The organism is Paraburkholderia sp. EG286B, assembly GCF_040965655.1.
Classification (GTDB): Bacteria; Pseudomonadota; Gammaproteobacteria; order Burkholderiales; family Burkholderiaceae; genus Paraburkholderia.
In genome coordinates, this window is record NZ_JBFRCF010000005.1 from 194,578 (window position 1) to 210,646 (window position 16,069).

16 protein-coding genes are annotated in these 16,069 nt (G+C 63.9%); 3 read left to right on the forward strand and 13 right to left on the reverse strand.

Annotation, left to right across the window (positions count from 1 at the left end):
- Positions 1-9 precede the first annotated feature (9 nt).
- Entirely contained in the window at positions 10-720 is a 711-nt protein-coding gene (gene flhC / locus AB4Y42_RS12455; RefSeq protein ID WP_368694330.1) for a flagellar transcriptional regulator FlhC, read from the reverse strand.
- 430 nt (positions 721-1,150) lie between these two features.
- On the opposite strand from flhC, the gene AB4Y42_RS12460 reads away from it, so the two are divergent.
- On the forward strand, positions 1,151-2,080 hold the full coding sequence (locus AB4Y42_RS12460) for a tyrosine-protein phosphatase (protein ID WP_368694331.1): 930 nt from the start codon (positions 1,151-1,153) through the stop codon (positions 2,078-2,080).
- 48 nt (positions 2,081-2,128) lie between these two features.
- Here the strand turns inward: AB4Y42_RS12460 and AB4Y42_RS12465 are convergent, their stop codons facing one another.
- From AB4Y42_RS12465 to AB4Y42_RS12475, 3 genes are all read right to left on the reverse strand, one after another.
- A complete protein-coding gene (locus AB4Y42_RS12465; protein ID WP_368688896.1) occupies positions 2,129-3,442 on the reverse strand; it encodes an ATP-binding protein in 1,314 nt (437 codons plus the stop codon).
- A 4-nt stretch (positions 3,443-3,446) separates the two neighbouring features.
- On the reverse strand, positions 3,447-4,214 hold the full coding sequence (locus AB4Y42_RS12470; protein ID WP_368688897.1) for a response regulator: 768 nt from the start codon (positions 4,212-4,214) through the stop codon (positions 3,447-3,449).
- Positions 4,215-4,292: 78 nt separating this feature from the next.
- The gene (locus tag AB4Y42_RS12475; RefSeq protein ID WP_368694332.1) at positions 4,293-5,225 is read right to left on the reverse strand and encodes a lysozyme inhibitor LprI family protein; all 933 of its coding nucleotides are present in this window, start codon (positions 5,223-5,225) and stop codon (positions 4,293-4,295) included.
- Between the two features lie 480 nt (positions 5,226-5,705).
- Here AB4Y42_RS12475 and AB4Y42_RS12480 point away from each other — a divergent pair, with 480 nt between their 5' ends.
- Both AB4Y42_RS12480 and AB4Y42_RS12485 read left to right on the forward strand, forming a co-directional pair.
- A complete protein-coding gene (locus tag AB4Y42_RS12480) occupies positions 5,706-6,257 on the forward strand; it encodes a hypothetical protein (RefSeq protein ID WP_368688899.1) in 552 nt (183 codons plus the stop codon).
- A gap of 85 nt (positions 6,258-6,342) precedes the next feature.
- The gene (locus AB4Y42_RS12485; RefSeq protein ID WP_368694333.1) at positions 6,343-7,161 is read left to right on the forward strand and encodes a response regulator; all 819 of its coding nucleotides are present in this window, start codon (positions 6,343-6,345) and stop codon (positions 7,159-7,161) included.
- A 140-nt stretch (positions 7,162-7,301) separates the two neighbouring features.
- On the opposite strand, the gene AB4Y42_RS12490 is transcribed toward AB4Y42_RS12485, so the two are convergent.
- The 9 genes from AB4Y42_RS12490 to AB4Y42_RS12530 form a co-directional block, all read right to left on the reverse strand.
- Positions 7,302-8,024 (reverse strand): flagellar basal body L-ring protein FlgH, encoded by a 723-nt coding sequence (locus AB4Y42_RS12490; protein WP_368694334.1) that lies wholly within the window; start codon positions 8,022-8,024, stop codon positions 7,302-7,304.
- Between the two features lie 93 nt (positions 8,025-8,117).
- A complete protein-coding gene (locus AB4Y42_RS12495; RefSeq protein ID WP_368688903.1) occupies positions 8,118-8,948 on the reverse strand; it encodes a hypothetical protein in 831 nt (276 codons plus the stop codon).
- A gap of 14 nt (positions 8,949-8,962) precedes the next feature.
- Complete coding sequence (locus AB4Y42_RS12500) at positions 8,963-9,145, reverse strand: DUF6726 family protein (RefSeq protein ID WP_342924886.1); 183 nt, start codon at positions 9,143-9,145, stop codon at positions 8,963-8,965.
- A 59-nt stretch (positions 9,146-9,204) separates the two neighbouring features.
- The gene (locus tag AB4Y42_RS12505; RefSeq protein WP_342924887.1) at positions 9,205-9,390 is read right to left on the reverse strand and encodes a hypothetical protein; all 186 of its coding nucleotides are present in this window, start codon (positions 9,388-9,390) and stop codon (positions 9,205-9,207) included.
- 395 nt (positions 9,391-9,785) lie between these two features.
- A complete protein-coding gene (locus AB4Y42_RS12510; protein WP_368694335.1) occupies positions 9,786-10,670 on the reverse strand; it encodes a hypothetical protein in 885 nt (294 codons plus the stop codon).
- 173 nt (positions 10,671-10,843) lie between these two features.
- The gene (locus AB4Y42_RS12515; RefSeq protein ID WP_368694336.1) at positions 10,844-11,977 is read right to left on the reverse strand and encodes a branched-chain amino acid ABC transporter substrate-binding protein; all 1,134 of its coding nucleotides are present in this window, start codon (positions 11,975-11,977) and stop codon (positions 10,844-10,846) included.
- Between the two features lie 316 nt (positions 11,978-12,293).
- The gene (locus tag AB4Y42_RS12520; protein ID WP_368694337.1) at positions 12,294-13,058 is read right to left on the reverse strand and encodes a FadR/GntR family transcriptional regulator; all 765 of its coding nucleotides are present in this window, start codon (positions 13,056-13,058) and stop codon (positions 12,294-12,296) included.
- 17 nt (positions 13,059-13,075) lie between these two features.
- Positions 13,076-14,587, reverse strand: a complete 1,512-nt coding sequence (locus AB4Y42_RS12525) for an alpha-N-arabinofuranosidase (RefSeq protein ID WP_368694338.1) — start codon at positions 14,585-14,587, stop codon at positions 13,076-13,078.
- A gap of 74 nt (positions 14,588-14,661) precedes the next feature.
- Entirely contained in the window at positions 14,662-15,993 is a 1,332-nt protein-coding gene (locus AB4Y42_RS12530; RefSeq protein ID WP_368688907.1) for an extracellular solute-binding protein, read from the reverse strand.
- Positions 15,994-16,069 lie beyond the last annotated feature (76 nt).

Consider the following 16,069-nt stretch of genomic DNA (forward strand, 5'->3'; position numbering starts at 1 on the left):
CGCTTTGACCTAGACGGGGACCGAAGCGACGAGGCGCAAGCGGTTCGCGGACCGCTTTGGATCGAGGGCGCGCGTGACTTCGGCGATCGTGTCGCGCATGGTTTCGCGCATGGTGCCCGAAAGCTCGCCGAGCGCTGCTGCGGCGCGGCCTCGCGTGGCGGAGGTGGCTGCAGGGGTATCGGTTTCCGGCGTGCGGCTCGCGCGTGCGGCGCGCGTCATGCCGGCGCGCGCGGGCGGCATGCAAATGCAGCAGGCGGTGGGTTTGTGTTCGTCGCGCACGTGGCGCACGAAACGGCCGGAGCAAACGGTGCAGCTCGACAGCGTGAGCAGGCCGCCTTCGAAGAAGCGCAGCAGCGTCCACGCCCGCGTGAAGCTCAGCACGCGCTCTGTTTCGGCGCTCTCGCAGTGCTCGAGATAAAGGCGGTACGCACGCGTGAGGGCGTCGAGCCGGCTGCATCTCGCCCTATCCGTAAGAAACAGATAGATGTTGTAGAAGAGCGACGCATGAATGTTCGGCAGCCATGTGAAATACCAGTCCGCCGAAAACGGCAGCATGCCCTTGGGCGGCGAAGCGTTCTTGAGTTCCCGATAGAGCCTGATCAAACGATTGCGCGAAAGCGTCAGTTCTTTTTCGAGCACAGGCATGCGTGCGCCCAGCTGGATCAGCTCGATTGCGCGCAGCACTTCACGCGCTTCTTCGGTCACACTGCCTTTGTACATGACGTGGTACTCCGAGAGGCAGCCGACGACCGCCACGGTGGCCCAGGCGAATGCCTGAATTCACGGGCGATTATAAAAGCGCGACAAAGAGCGTCAAGAATAATATTTGGAAAGGACTTGAAATATCCATAAAGAAAATGCCCCGCGCAGCCGTTATTCAGGCATGGCTTGAAACCGGAAATAACCGCGCATTACCACGGGAATTACCTGTTTTGCGTAGATGGAAAGATCCGGTAAGAATATAAGTACAAACCGGCGGAAAATATCGGTGCGCAATGCCCCGTGAATCGAAAAGAATTATTACGGCGTTTTGCGCTTTTACCTTTTCAGGCGCATCTGCCGGTAAACTGCGGCCTTTCCGAACGCATGCGACGCGCGACGTTGCAGCGGCCCGCGCGAACTGCGGGTTCCCTACCTAAGCTGCCAACCGATGAATTTGCCTTTCTCCGCCTACACTTCTTCGTTCGCGCAGGCGCGTAAGCGTTTGCCTGTGGCCGCGACCGGCAACTTCAACCGCAGTGGCGGCGCGCTCGCCAACCCGCCGCGCCGCGCGCTGCTCAAGGGCACGGTGAGCCTGCTGGCGCTGAGCGGTTGCGCGGGCACGTTGCTGAGTGCGTGTGGCGGCGAATATACGGGAGGCGACGGCGCGCAGGATGCGCCGACGCCCGTCATCGGTTCCGTCGCGAACTTCCGCGATCTGGGCGGCGCCGCGCCGGGCTACTCGACGAGCGACGGCGCGCACGTGCGCCGCGCCTTGATTTACCGCTCCGACGCGCTCACGCCGAACGCAGCCGACGCCGCGACGCTCGAGCGCATGGCGCTGTCCAACATCTACGATCTGCGCACGCCTGCGGAAATCGACGCGGCGCCCGACGTGACGCCCAGCACCGCCAGTTACCTCGCACTCAATGTGTTGGGCACGCTCGAGCCGCCGTCGTTCGCGGGCATGCTGGCGGGTGAGCTCGATGCGGCGATGCAAATGCATTGGCGCGCGCTCGTAACGGGCCGCACGCAATGCTCGGTCTACGGCGCGCTGCTCGAACATATCGCGGAGGCGCCGGGGCCGCTGCTGATCACGGGTGGCACAGGCGTGGACGTGGTGGGCTGGGCGTGCGCGCTGTTGCTGCTGATCGCCAACGTGCCGCTCGAAATCATCGTGAAGGATTTCATGCTGACCGACGCGTGGCGCTCGACGGGCGCGGATGCCGCCAATCTGACGCCGCCCGTGCAGGCCAGCTATCTGCAGGCCGCGTTCGACGCGGTGCAGGGCAGCTACGGCGACCTCAACCGCTATCTCACCACAGGGCTCGGCCTTGCGGCCGACACGGTCAATCGTCTGCGCGGCCGGCTTGTGGTCTGAGCGGCGCGCAGCGTCGAATCAACGGGGGTATAGCGGGCAATTAGGGACTTACACCGTTGCCCGTGCATCTGCCGGCAGCGCGATACGCACGCGCAGCCCGCCTTCGGGGTGATTGGACAACTCGCAGCGGCCACCCTGATTGCGCGTGAGGCGCGTCACGATGGCGAGCCCCAATCCGCAATGGCCTTCACCACCGCGTGCTTCGTCAAGGCGTACGAAGGGTTTGAGCGCCGCGGCCACGCGCTCGGGCGGGATGCCGGGGCCATGATCGCGCACTTCGACGATCCACTGCGCGCCTTCGCGGCGCGTGGCGATTTCCACGGGCGGCACGCCGTGTTCGAGCGCATTGTCGACGAGATTCGACACGAGCCGGTCGAGCAGCGTGCGCGGCAGCCGGAACGCCGAGCCCGCGCGCAGATCGAGCCTGAAGAGCGCATCGTCGTCGTCGCCGGCGTCGGAAAAGAACTGCTCGCGCAGCAGCGCATCGACTTCCACTTCGGGACCCGCTTCGGGCCGCTGGCGGGCGAATTCCAGAAACTGCTGGACGATATCGTTCAGCGAATCGACTTCGCGGATCAGTTGTTCGCGCTCGCGCTCCGAGCCCATCATGCTCGCACGCAGCTTCAGTCGCGTGAGCGGCGACTTGAGATCGTGAGCGACGCCCGCGAGCATGACGGCCTGATCGTCGTCGGCTTCGTTGAGCTGCTTCATCATGCCGTTGAACGAGCCGATCAGCTCGCGCAATTCGCGCGGCCCGTGCTGCTTGACGGGCGCGGGACGATGGCCGGTACCGAACGCGCGCGCGGCCTGGGCCACGAGCGAGAGCGGACGTTGCATCTGCCACATGGCGAGCAGCGCGAGAAGCAGCGAGATGGCGAGCATCGAGCCGAACAGCGGCAGCAGGTTGCGCGCTGGCGGCAGATCGACGGGCGCGACGATCCACGTGGGCTGGCCCGCGAAACGCACCCACAGGGCTTCGCGATGGCGCAGGTCGGCGAGAATCTCGGTGCCGGGCGGCAGGTCGCGCAGCAGTTGCTTGCGCAAGTCGGCGAGCGGCTCGCGCCTGGGCACTTCGAGCCGCACGTCGGCGGGCATGTTCCAGGTGGGCACAAGATGCACGCGCAGCGCCGGCGCGAGGTCCATTTCGTTGGGAGGCGTGCTGGGTGCCGCGCTCGTTGCCGTACCGGGCGCCGCGCTGGTTGCGGCATGCAGCATGAGCAGCAGACCGCGCTCGAAGCCTTCCACTTCGTGGCGGCGCGGCTGCGGCGCGAACACGATGAACCAGCATGCCTGGATGGCGAACAGCAGGAGCGCGGACATCAGCGCCATGCGCCCGAACAGCGTATTCAACGGATTGTTCATGCCATTACGCGTTCAGGCTGGGGCCGCTGTCGTCTGCTGGGGGATGGTCGATGTCGCCTTCGATGCCGACCCCGCTCTGCGGCACGAACACGTAGCCCTTGCCGCGCAGGGTCTGCACGTAGCGCGGCTGCGCAGGATTGTCTTCGATCACGCGGCGCAGGCGCCAGACCGGTACGTCGAGACTGCGCTCGTTGAATTCGAGGCCGTCTGCGTGGAGCAGGTCGTGAATCAGCACGCGTGAAAGCACGCGGTACGGATGCTCCGTGAAAATCTTCAGGAGCACGAACTCACTGCTGCGCAGCGGCACGCGCTCGCCGTCACGTTCGAGCGTGCGCGCCATGAAGTCGAGCTCGAAGGCGCCGAAGCGATAGCGTTCGCGCGCGACGGGTGCGCCCGCGGGGCCGTTGCCGCGCCGGCGCAGCACGGTCTGGATACGCAGCAGCAATTCCTGGGGATCGAAGGGCTTGGCGACGTAGTCGTCCGCGCCCAGCGTGAGACCCGCAATGCGGTCGCCCACTGCGCCGCGCGCGGAGGCGAAGATCACCGGAATGTCGTCACCCTGCGCGCGCAAGGCGGCGAGGGCGCGCAAGCCGTCGGTGCGCGGCATCATGACGTCGAGCACGACGACCGAAGGCCGCTCGCGTTCCAGCCGGGCACCGAGATGCGTGCCGTCGTGGAGGACGGAGGCCTCGAAACCGTTGGCCCGAAGAAAGCTGGAGAGGAGATCGCGCACGACCGGATCGTCGTCGACGATGAGAACGTGTGGACTCATCGCCATATTTTATTTGATATCGACAACCGGCAGAACAGCGCGCGACCGCAGATTTCTTGCCGTAGCTTACATGGCCTCTTACTTCATGGCGACGGCGCCTTGCTCGATGGATGCCTGCGTCGCGTGCGCGGATTCCGTCGACGCGACGGATGCGCAGTTGAGTGCGCTCACGCCCTGCTGTGCACTCGCCTGGTCCGCCGCCGGCTTCGCAGCGGCTTCGGTGGCCGCGGAGCTCGCGGGCTGCGCGGCCGGCGCGTCGATCGACGCCATGCCTGCCGCTTTGGCGAATGCCGAGTTCGCGCCAGCCATCTTCGCGGTCAATGCCGAGACGTCGCCGGACGGTGCGGCTTCCTTCTGGGGCAGGCTGTGCGCGTGTGCCTGCGCTTGTGCGAGCCGCGTCTGGCGCGCGTCGGCGGCGACGCCGCTCGGCATCTTTTGCAGATGCAGCGGCGCATCGGCTTCGGCAGCCGCGACTTTCGCGCCCGCTTTCTTCTCACTTTTCGCGCTGTCCGCAGAGGGGGCGGCCGCTGCGCCAACTTCCTTCGGCGCGGGCGGGATGCCGTGCATTTCGAGCACGGCGTCCTGCGCGGACGGGGCCAGGTGCTGGTCGACGACGCCTTCCTTCACGCGGCGCACGGCGGCCTGTTTACCGTGCTTGAGATCGCCTTCGAGCTCGGCGATGCGGCGGTCGTACCAGTCCGTCACGCACGCCTTGTCCTTGCAGTTGTGCTGGCGCCATTGCCACTGGCTCACGCGGTCGGCTTCGAGCGCGGTCGTGTCGGTGCTCGCGTCGAATGCGCTGCGATAGAGCGCGGCCAGTTTGTCGTCGAGCGCGGAGAGCGTCGGATCGTTGCACACGAGCCGCTCGGAAACGGACGCGTTATGCGGGCAGTGAAAGCTTGCAGCGTGCGCGAACGGCGAGCCAGCGAGCGACGCGAACAGCGCGATCGCAGCAGCGTTCAGGCCGCGCTTGAAGAAGGGGGCGCGACGGATTTTCGGTTCTCGGTTCATGGCAGCCATGATGATGTTGAAATAGCGGGAGAAAGACAGGAACAGGGTGTGGCTCGTCCGGCGTCGCAAAGGCGCGAGGCGCCGCAGTGAGAACCGCAGCGAGAACGATAGCGCGGGGAAGAATCCGCAATGTCTCACTCAGCGGGGAGAATGCAGGAGCGCTTACGAAACATTACACACGCAGCCACGCGCGGTAACGGGCGAAGGTCGACAAGCGCTTGTGGCGCGCGCCTCTGCGTTGAAAGGGCGCGCACGAGCGCCGTTCAACCCCTTACCGAGCGGGAGGTTTTTGAAGAAGTGGAAAGTGACATTCAACATTGACCGATGTCCCGGCCATCGCGCGCATTGCTTTGCACCGATCATGCGTGGCGAGTCCTGCCGGGAACGTGTCAAGTTCCGCGCAGCCCATCAACGCATCGGGTATCCGCTCCCATGCCACATGAAATCGTGTCATCCGTCAGCCGTGCGAGGGCGCGCGCGGTGAAACTCGGCGCCGCGAGCGCCGCGGCGCTCGCGCTCAACGGCTGCGCATGGACGCTCATCACCGCGGCCGACGCGACCGGCTCCGTGATTCAGGCGGGTTACGCGGTCGCGTCGAATTACTCCTCGCCTAAATTCGTGTCGGGGCGGCCGGTCAATCTCAGTTCGATCTGCATCGAGAACAATCCCATGGTCACGTCGGGAGACTTCGTGCCATCGCTGCAGCTCGTGCTCGCGCAGCGCGGCGTGACTTCGGATGTCTACGGCGCCGGCACCGAGCCGGTGAGTTGTGAAGGACGCCTCGTGTACAACGCATCGATCGAATTCGGCAAGCCGACGTTCAGCGACGAAAGCCGGGCCTATCTTTCGACGATCAACCTGACGATCTTCATGCATAACCATATTGCCGTTACGGGGCGTTACGAAGTGCGCGGTCTCGGCACCGACCGCTATTCGAGCGCGGCGGTGAAGCTCAAGGGGCTGTTGGACAGCATGGTGGTCGACCAGACGCAATTGAGCAATTCATTCCAGTCCGCCTCGAGCGACCAGTAAAACGGGTGTCCCGCGCTATGCGCGGGAAAGGATTGGTAAGGCTGCGGGCCTGTACCGGCTCGTTCTCGTCCCTTACGATTTACGCATGGCAAATAATATCTTTCTCGTCGACGACGATCCGGTCGTGCGCGACGTCACGGCCGAATATCTGCAGATGCGTGGCTTTACTGTCACGACGCTGCCTTCCGTGCGTGCGATGCAGGAGCGGCTGCGCTCCGAGCGGCCGCAGGTTGTCGTGCTCGATATCATGATGCCGGAAGTGGATGGCATCAGCGCGCTGCGCGCCTTGCGCGAAAGCGGCGACGACTTGCCGGTCATCATGCTCACCGCGCGCAACGAAGTGATCGACCGCGTGCTGGGCCTCGAATTCGGCGCCGACGACTACGTGGGCAAGCCGTTCGATCCGGGCGAGCTGGTGGCGCGCATTCGTTCAGTCATGCGCCGGCGCAGTATTGCGAACCTCACGGGCGCGCCGGAGAGCCGGGAATCGTTTCGCTTTGGCCCTTTCGAACTCGATTTCCGTTCGCGGGAGCTGTATCGCGACGAAGTCCGCATGCCGCTGCGTTCCAGCGAATTCGCGTTTCTCAAGCTGTTCGTCAATCACTCGATGACGATTCTTTCGCGCGAGCGCATTATCGAAATCGTGTATGGGGAGGTGGGGCGGTATCGGAACCGCAGTCTCGATGTCGCGATCTGGCGTTTGCGGCGGCTCATTGAAACCGATCCTTCTGAGCCGCGGTATCTCCAGACCGTTTGGGGCCATGGGTATGTGTTCGTGCCGGACGGCGAGGTGGGGTTTGCCGAGCGGTTTGGTGAACATGCTGTTCGGGAGCCGGGCGGTGAAGGCGGCAGTGAGTATGCCGATGAGTTTGACGGTGAAATGGCTGATGGTGAGGAAGACTGAGTTTTTTTGCGCTCTGTTTTAGGACGTTGGCCTTTCCTTGTTTTCGCGTCGGTATGCATGCGTTGCCCCTGTGCGGGGCGGCACTCGCATACCACCACGAAAACAAGAAAACAACCAAACGCGAAAGCAAACAAAAAAACTCAAAACGTCAGCACACTAAGAAACATCCGCTGCAACCACCCGACGGTAGTCGCATCATTAAGCAACCCGCGCCCCACCTGCTCGATGCGGGCATTAGCAATCTTCCCCGACTCAACGTAATTATCGGCTTCCACATCGTTAGGATTAACGATCCCGGAAAGCCGCAGCCGTTGATGTTCACCGCTCATCGCGATGATCTTCTCCCCGGAGACGACCAGATTGCCCGTAGGCGTTTTACTGATGACCGTGACCGCCAGCGTGCCGGTCATGTCGCTCGAAAGCGAGTGATTGCCGCTGCCGTTGAACGAGGTCGAAGCCGAGCCGATATTGAACAGGCGCGCGAGCCGCGCCGCCGCGCCGGTCGACTGGTCAGCAGCGGTGGCCGTGATGTTGCTGTCGCGCTTCGCGGCGGCACTGGCGACATCGTTGCCGCTATAGGTTTCGGAGAGCCGGATCGTGAGCACATCGCCGATTCGCTGCGCACGCGGTGTTTCGTACAGCGAGATGGCGGTGCCCGACTGATAGATCGCGCCGCTGGTATTGACGTTCAACAGCGGTTCCGCGAGCGGTGGCGTCATGGGCGTGTTGACGATCGACTCAGGCGTCGCGCAGCCAGCGAGCGCCGTGGCGAGCGACGCGCACAGCAACACGTACGGCAGGCCTTTCGAACGAGTCGTGCGGCATGCGCCTGAAAGTGAGGATTCCGATTGATCGAATGGCATGGCGATGGGGCGAGTGCAAGTGTGATTCATCGGATTTAGCGATTTCAGCGGATTCGTCGAGTTCGTCCCGGCGACGGGTTGGCGTGCATCGTTTCAGCCTTCATCGAACTGGCTCAGCTTGAGCGTCTTCTCGCGGCCTTTGCCACGCAGCGTGGCGGGCTTGAGGAGGTAGGTGAGCGTCGCGCGCTGGCTGTCGGGCAGCAGGCAGATGGTGATCGTGCTCGACGCGTTCTCCCACACGAGCAGCGGCAGCGAAGCCGCACCAAGCACGCGCGGCGCGCCGTAGCGCGAGGCGAGCAGGTTGCGCAGGTCGAATGCCGTTGTCGAGTCCACGACGAACGACATTTCATAAAGCCGCAGCGGATCACCGGCCGATGCGTGCGCAAAGCGCAGGATATGGTCCACCGCGGGCACGCCGTCCACGACCGCGCGCGAGGGCGTCCAGCCTTGCGCCGTGTGGTGCGCCCACCGGCACGCGACCGTCTGGCTCGTATAACTCTTGACCATCATGCCGATGTCGCTGCCCGCGATGTCGGTCTCGCAAAGCAACTCGCTTTCATGCGGCGTCGCACGCACCATCTCCGACTGCCGCAGCGCGCTCAGCGGCGTGCCGAGCACAATGCCGCGAAACGCAAAGGGCGTGTCATCCGGCGCCGGAACGCGCGGACGGGCGGGCGGCGCAATGGGCGCCGTCCTTCGTTTTTTCGCTGGCGGTGTGGACGGTTTTGCTGCGCTTGCCGCATGCGCCGCGTTCGCGGCCATCACAGCGCTCGCTTCGCCAGGCGGGGTCGCCGGCGCGGGCGGCTTCGGCGCGACGTACGTTTGCACGCGCCCTTCGTAATGCGTGTCCGCATGCGCGAGCGAGAGCGGCGCCGCGAGGCTCGCCGCGCTCAAAACGAAAGCGATCAATGGCGCCCGTTTCATCGGCTGGTCCTCGATCAGTCGACCGCCGCCGCGCACGCGTCGAACGGCACGGCTGCGGGGTGGCCGACCAGCGGCACGATCTTCAGCGTGGCCGATGCGACCCGGCATGGAAAGGCCACCACGGCACAGCCGTCGAGCGGCAGCGCGAGGCAGGCGAGGGCGACGGCCGACGCGGCGCGCACCAGATGCGTCGACATGCGGGATGTCAGGCACAGGGGCGAGCGCCGCGTCGACGGCTCCCGTGACGGCGAAGTGGTCATGCCGAAGTGTTGATGTTGTGGCCGAGCGGACCGACGGGCATCGCCGGATTCACGGTTTCCTGCTGCGGAAAGGGGTTACCGGCGGTGCCTCCCGTGCTGGAGTTTTTGGTGTTGCGGTTTTCGCCCAGCGTCGTCAACGAGGACGTGTGCGCGATACTGCTCGAACCGATAGGGCTGGTCATGAAGGGCCTCCTTGGCGCAATGGAACAAAAAAGGGGCGCGCCGAGAAGGGGGAAGCGCGCCCCGCCTTACGCCGATCGGGGGGCAATCGACGTGCGGCGAGGCAAATCTTCGCTTCCAGTGCGTTCGCATGAAGCAGGAATCAGCGTGGCCTTTGGCCGATCGCTTACGAGTCCTTCCAGGGGTATACGAATGTGCAAGTTTGAAAGGCGGGATTTCGGCGGGGGAACCGCTGACGAGGCGCCGAGCCGGGCTGGAACGGAGGAAATCCGCAAACGCGATTGGCGCGCGCCGTGTAAGGGTTGGGGAGGGCGAGGAAGGTGAATCGAGCGCGCGTTCCCAGGCTGCCTGGGTCAGCAGCCTGGGATCAAATAAAAGAAGAGGGAAGGAGGTCGCTTCAAACCCGCTTCATGCGCTCCCAGCCGTGGCGCACGGCGGTCTTGAACTTTTCCCAGCCGTTTTCCGGGTAGCGCGACTCCCAATCCTTGCGAGCACTGGGCTCGATGCCTTGCCAGTCGTGTTCGCGATACCGTTCGTTTTGGCTCAGCGTTGCGCCGTGCTCGTAAGCTGCGCAATATTCTTCATAGGACATGCCGGAGTTCGCGTAGTTTGCGTCATAGTCTTTGCGGGCTTCCGTCTCGTAGGATGTGTCGTCGAGCGGGGTGCCCATGACAGGATCGCCCACCAGGCCTCTAGCCGATGTCTGCGGCGCTTTGGCCGCGCTCGAGGCACGTTCGGGTCCCGTCGCCGCGTGCGTCGTGACCTGCTGCATGCCGCTGACAACGGTTGGTACTGCAGAGGAAAATTCCGCATGCCGTTTTTCGGCTGCCGCTTCGGGCGATGTCTCGTGCAAATTGTCGCGCGCTCGAGCCGTGCTCCCAGAGGGTGCGATGCCCGACGAAGCGTTGTGCCAGGCACGGCTGCGCTCCTCGATGTCCGCTGCACCCGCGCTGCGCATCACTTCGCGTGCCAGATTCACCTGCATTTCAGACACGTCCGCACTGACCACGGCTCCGCCGCGCCGGATGAACTCGCGGTAATCCTCGGTCACCGGCGGATACGCGCCGTGCGTGAAGAGACGCGCAAACAGGCGTTCGAGTTGATCAAATACTGGCGTGGGTTGTTCCGCATTGCTCCCGCCGGATGCATAAACTCGCGGCCCTTTTTCCACTGGTGCCTCGACCGACATCGAGTAAATGGCGATGTCGGCTTGCGCGACGCCTGCGTCGCCAAGCGCCTTTTGCGCGGAACGCGCGCTCCCATAGCTGTCGTAGACGCCCAATACGGTTTGCCTCATGACTGTCTCCCTTCGCTCTCGACGGGCGGCGGTGCCGCCGCGTACGAGGCGTGGGCGCAACGGTCATGCCCGATTGCGGGAGCAGACGAGACGGGCGATCTGGCACCCGGGAGCAAGTGCTCGGCTTCAGCGGGTCCATGATGGACCCGCGAACGACATCAACTACCCGCGATCGTGTCGACCGGCTTGAAATCGCCGTGCTGGACCTTGTAGATGGTCACGGGCGCATCCTTGAGGTCGCCGGTCGAATCATACGAAATGGTTGCAGCCGACACGCCCTTGATCGACAGCTTGTCGAGGTACGGCCCGTAGACCTTCGGATCGGTCGAGTTCGCGTCCTTCATCGCGGTGAGAAGCGCCATCGTACCGTCGTACGAGTACGGCGAGTACGTGATTGGGTCTTCACCGAAACGCGACTTGTAGCGCGTGGCGTAGCTGGCGAAGCCGGGCATCTTTTCCTTAGGCAGGCCGCCCATGTACACGATCGCGCCTTCGGCCGCGCTGCCGCCAATCTTGAGGAAGGTGGGCGAGCGCGACATTTCGCCGGTCACGAACGCCGCCTTGATGCCGAGTTGGCGCATCTTGCGGACCATCGGCGACGATTGCGCATCGCCGCCGCCGTAGAACACGGCATCCGGATTGAGGCCCTTCAGGTTGGTCAGGATTGCAGAGAAGTCCAGCGCCTTGTCGTTCGTGTAGTCGCGCTTGACCACCGTGCCGCCGGCGGCCTCGACGGCCTTCGCGAACTCGTCGGCAATGCCCTGGCCGTATGCGGTGCGGTCGTCGATGATCGCAACGCGCTTGTAGTGCAGCGTCTTCACGACATAGGAGCCGACGATGCGGCCGGCCTGCGCGTCGCTCGTCAGCAGGCGAAACGTCGTCTTGTAGCCGCGTGCCGTATACACCGGCGAGGTCGCCATCGAGATTTGCGGCAGGCCGGCGCGGTTGTACAGATCCGAGGCGGGAATGCTGGTGCCCGAGTTGAAGTGGCCGATGATGCCCCTGACGCCGTCGTCGATCAGACGTTGCGCCACCACGGTTCCCGTGTGCGGGTCAGCCTGGTCGTCCTGCGAGTCGAGTTCGAACGAGACGGGCTTGCCGCCGATGGTGGGATGGGTGGCGTTGAAATCGTTGATGGCCAGCTGCACGCCCTTCTGCATGTCAGTGCCATAGTTCGACTGAGCGCCCGTGAGCGGCGCCGCGAAACCAATCTTGACGACATCGGCGTGCGCGGCGGCACATGAAAATGCCCAGGCGACTACAAGTGCGGAGTGCGTTACCTTCAATTTCACTTTTCACTTCCCCTCAGGTGCAATTTGGGCAATGCCGGACGCTCCGTGCTGCCGTGCCGGCGAGTGCGATATGGAGTTGTTGCGGAGCACGCCTGTGGGTTTCGCGTTGCCGCGTAACGTGGCGGGATCGGCGATTGCAGTCTAGGTAGCGAAAATCAGCGCGTCTTGCTCGATTGGCGTGCGACTCGTGACGATTTCTGCATAGTGATCGGCAGGGGATGCAGACCAGGGTGCGCACGGGTAGCGGCCGCGCGCAAGCCGTGCGTAGTAGCGGGTGGTGCAATCGGCACAGCGCGGCAGCGCGCGCCCGCGCTCGTCAAGGCGCGATCGTATAACGCAGGATCCGGTCGCGCGACTGCTCGAGCAGGCGCGTCATCGCAGCCGCCGCAGCGTCGGCTTCGCGCGCGACGATGTGCCGGCGCACGGCATCGTGGAGCTCGAGGTCTTCGCTGGGCTTCGCGGCCTGGCGCTGCATCATTTCCGACGACACGCGCAGCGCGGCCTTGATGGCGTTGCCGATCGTGATGAACATGCCGTTCTGCGAGGCCGTGATGATGGCGAGATGGAACTCGAGATTCGCGTCGGCGGCCGCGCGTATGTCCGAGGCGCCATGCTGGGCAGACTGGCTGTAGGCGCTTGCCAGTTCCAGGTAGCGGCGCTCGATGATCTGGAAGGTCTCTTCCTTGCCTTGGCGCGCGGCGAGAAAGCTCGCGCGCGGCTCGAAGCAGATGCGCATTTCGAAGATGTCTTCGACGATCTTCGAGTCGAACTGCGCATTGAGGCGCCACGCGAGCACATCGCGGTCGAGCAGGTTCCAGTCGGAGAAGGGCAGGACACGTGTGCCGATCTTGGGCGAAACGGCAATCAGCCGTTTGCCCGCCAACTGTTTGATCGCTTCGCGCAGCGTGGTGCGGCTCACGCCGTATGCGCTGCACAGTTCGCTTTCGACCGGTAGCGCGTCGCCGGGCGCAAACTCGCCCGAGACCACGCGCATGCCGATAATCTTGGCGATCTGCGTTGTTATATTGCCAACGATCGGTTCGCGCTCGAACATCACTTCCCCTTCATGGACGTCGTGCACAGCGTGTCCGTGCTGTGTTATCGGGCGGTCGTCACAATCACGTTCCACGAGCCCGGTTTGAGCTTCGCGCGCACGCGTTCCCCCTCGACCGACACGGCGCTGTTGACTGCAGGCGCCACCGTCGTCGGCGCCTCCACCGTGTTCACCGCTTTCATGTTGGCATGATACAACTCGAGCGCGTGATTGAGCGTACGTTCCTTGCCGAGTCCGCGCAGTTCGATATCGAGTTCCATTTCGTCGCTCAGGTGGCGGTTGAGCGCGAAGAGGGTCGTCGTGCCCGTGGCGCGATCGTCCACCACCGCTGCGCAGAGATAGGGAATCTCCGGAAAAGTTTCGGCTTCGTAAGTGGGGGAATCGATCACCGGTTTGAGCACGCGGCCATGGCCGAATTTCGAGGCCTGCGCGAACGGATGGAAGATGGTCTGGCGCCACGCGCGGCCGCCGGGCTCCGTCATGATCGGCCCGATCACGTTGACGAGTTGCGCGAGACAGGCGGTTTTCACGCGGTCCGAATTGTTCATCATGGTGATGAGCGCGCCGCCCACCACGAGCGCGTCTTCGTGGTTGTAGACCTCCTCGATGAGCCGCGGCGCCTCGGGCCAGCCCGGCTTGCGCAGGTCGTTGATGGTGCGCGCCTTGTACCAGACATTCCATTCGTCGAATGAAAGCATGATGCGTTTGGACGAATGCTTGCGCGCGGCCACGCTGTCCGCCACCGAGACGATTTCCTTGATGAACAGATCCATCACCTCGATGTTGCCGAAGAATTCCGCGGTCGAGTCGCGCCGGTTCTCGAAGTAAGTATGTAGCGAAATGAAATCGACCTGCTCGAAGCAATGATCGAGCACGCGGTCCTCCCACGTGCCGTAGGTAGGCATTTCGTGCGTGGAGGAACCGCACGCGGCGAGTTGAATGGTGGGGTCGACCGAGCGCATGAGCTTGGCCGTTTCGAGCGCGGCGCGTCCGTATTCTTCGGCCGTCTTGCGGCAGATCTGCCACGGGCCGTCCATTTCATTGCCGAGACACCAGAACTTGATGTCGTGAGGCTGTTCATAGCCGTGCTCGCGGCGCAGGTCGGAGAGCGCCGTGCCGCCCGGATGATTGCAGTATTCGACGAAGCGGCGCGCCTCGTCGGGGCCGCGCGTGCCGAGGTTCACGCCGTACATGGGTTCGATGTCGAGCGAACGGCACCATTCGATGAATTCGTTCGTGCCGAACTGATTGGTTTCGGTGGAGTACCACGCAAGATCGAGGCGGCGCGGGCGTTTTTCGCGCGGACCCACGCCGTCTTCCCAGTTGTAGCCCGAGAGGAAATTGCCGCCTGGGTAACGTACGATCGTCGGGCCGAGTTCGCGCGTGAGTGCCATCACGTCCTTGCGGTAGCCGCGCTCGTCGGCGTCCGGATGGCCCGGCTCGAAAATGCCGGTGTAGACGCAGCGGCCCATGTGCTCGACGAATACGCCGAAGAGGCGCCGGTCGAGTTCGGAAATGACGAAGTCGCGGTCGACGATGAGGCGGGAAGCGATCATGGTGTTCCTCTATCCATCCTGTAGCTATATGAAGTGAGGCGGCCGCGCCGGGCGGGCGCGGACCTCCGGTGGCGTTATCGCGCGAGCAGGGCGTTGGTGCGTTGTTCGGCCTCCTTCTGGACGTCGGCGACCGACTTGCCCGTCGAGAGCATGTTGCTGATCTCTTCGCCCACGATCTGCTGGATCGCGAACTGGCGCGGCACCGTGTTCGGCAGCGCGTAACCGGTGGTCGAGATCTCCTTGATTTCCGCGCGATGCGGCAGCGCGTTGAACGTGGCGCTCGTGATGATCGACTGGCGCGCGGGCAGATGGCCGGTGCGCGCCCAGTCGCCGTCGTGGTCGTAAAGGAACTTGAGGAACACGAGCGCGGCATGGCGCGTCTTTTCGTCCTTCGCGCCGCCCTTGAGCATGACCCACGAGTGGCCGTCGGCCCACACCGCCTTCTTCTGATACAGATTCGGGAACGGCACCACGTCGTAGCCGTTGGCGAGCGGGGAATCGGGCTTCTTCGCGAGATTCGTGAAGTCCTCGATCATCCACGTGCCGACCATGAGCACGCCGGCCTTGCCGTTCTCGAACGCCTGGTTGGCCGCGCCATAGTCGAGCCCCGGCGTGACGTCGCCTGCCTTCATGAGCTTGTCGTAGAGCGTGAGCGCGTTGGCGGCGGCCGGCGTGTGCATGTCGATCTTCGTCGGGCCGGCAGGGAACAGCGTGCCGTTTTGCTGATAGACCCAGGTGTCGAACGTGCGCGTTTGCGCGGCCGATTCATTGGCGATCGGCACGGCGAAGTAGGGCAGACCCGTCTTGTCCTTGAACTGCTTCGCCTGCGCAAGCAGTTCGTCGGGCGTCTTCGGCAGGATGGGCTTGCCGCTCGCGTCGACGAGTCCCGCCTTCTTGAACAGGTTGACGTTGATGTGCCAGAGCCACGAATGCGTGTCGAACGGCAGCGCATAGGTCTTGGCGCCGAACGTCACGGCGCGGTGGGCCTGGGGCGTGAAATCGTTGGTGTCCACGCCGACCGACTTGAAGCCGTCGTCGAGCGGCTCGACCAGATTGCGCTTCACGTAGTCGCCCAGGACCGCCTCGTGCATGACCGAGATGGTCGGCACGTCGCGGCTCAGAATGCGCGCGTCGATCTGCGTGTAGTAGGGCGCCCACTCGATGATCTGCGGCTTGACGACGATGTCTTCCTTGTTCGTCGCGTTGAACTGGTTCACGAGCGTCGTAATGATGCCGCACTCGCCAGAGGCCTGGCTCACGTCGTTGACCTTGCCGTATTCGGCGTCACAGGCGCCGAAAAAGCGCGATAGCGTGATTTCCGTTTTGGCCTGGGCCGGCGCCGTCAAGGTCGCCGCGAGGCCGAGCGCAGCCAGCGTGAGGACGCCGCGCATCAACGATCTTCTCATGTCTCTCTCCTGTGCGAGACCCCGCTGGCACGCTGTTCACAGCGCACCCAGTGGATCACTTTGTTTGTACTGCGAA

Coding starts and splice junctions, on each gene's coding strand:
- flhC (WP_368694330.1), bottom strand. CDS start 720: ATGTACAAAGGCAGTGTGACCGAAGAAGCGCGTGAAGTGCTGCGCGCA.
- AB4Y42_RS12460 (WP_368694331.1), top strand. CDS start 1,151: ATGAATTTGCCTTTCTCCGCCTACACTTCTTCGTTCGCGCAGGCGCGT.
- AB4Y42_RS12465 (WP_368688896.1), bottom strand. CDS start 3,442: ATGAACAATCCGTTGAATACGCTGTTCGGGCGCATGGCGCTGATGTCC.
- AB4Y42_RS12470 (WP_368688897.1), bottom strand. CDS start 4,214: ATGAGTCCACACGTTCTCATCGTCGACGACGATCCGGTCGTGCGCGAT.
- AB4Y42_RS12475 (WP_368694332.1), bottom strand. CDS start 5,225: ATGAACCGAGAACCGAAAATCCGTCGCGCCCCCTTCTTCAAGCGCGGC.
- AB4Y42_RS12485 (WP_368694333.1), top strand. CDS start 6,343: ATGGCAAATAATATCTTTCTCGTCGACGACGATCCGGTCGTGCGCGAC.
- AB4Y42_RS12490 (WP_368694334.1), bottom strand. CDS start 8,024: ATGCCATTCGATCAATCGGAATCCTCACTTTCAGGCGCATGCCGCACG.
- AB4Y42_RS12495 (WP_368688903.1), bottom strand. CDS start 8,948: ATGAAACGGGCGCCATTGATCGCTTTCGTTTTGAGCGCGGCGAGCCTC.
- AB4Y42_RS12500 (WP_342924886.1), bottom strand. CDS start 9,145: ATGTCGACGCATCTGGTGCGCGCCGCGTCGGCCGTCGCCCTCGCCTGC.
- AB4Y42_RS12505 (WP_342924887.1), bottom strand. CDS start 9,390: ATGACCAGCCCTATCGGTTCGAGCAGTATCGCGCACACGTCCTCGTTG.
- AB4Y42_RS12525 (WP_368694338.1), bottom strand. CDS start 14,587: ATGATCGCTTCCCGCCTCATCGTCGACCGCGACTTCGTCATTTCCGAA.
- AB4Y42_RS12530 (WP_368688907.1), bottom strand. CDS start 15,993: ATGAGAAGATCGTTGATGCGCGGCGTCCTCACGCTGGCTGCGCTCGGC.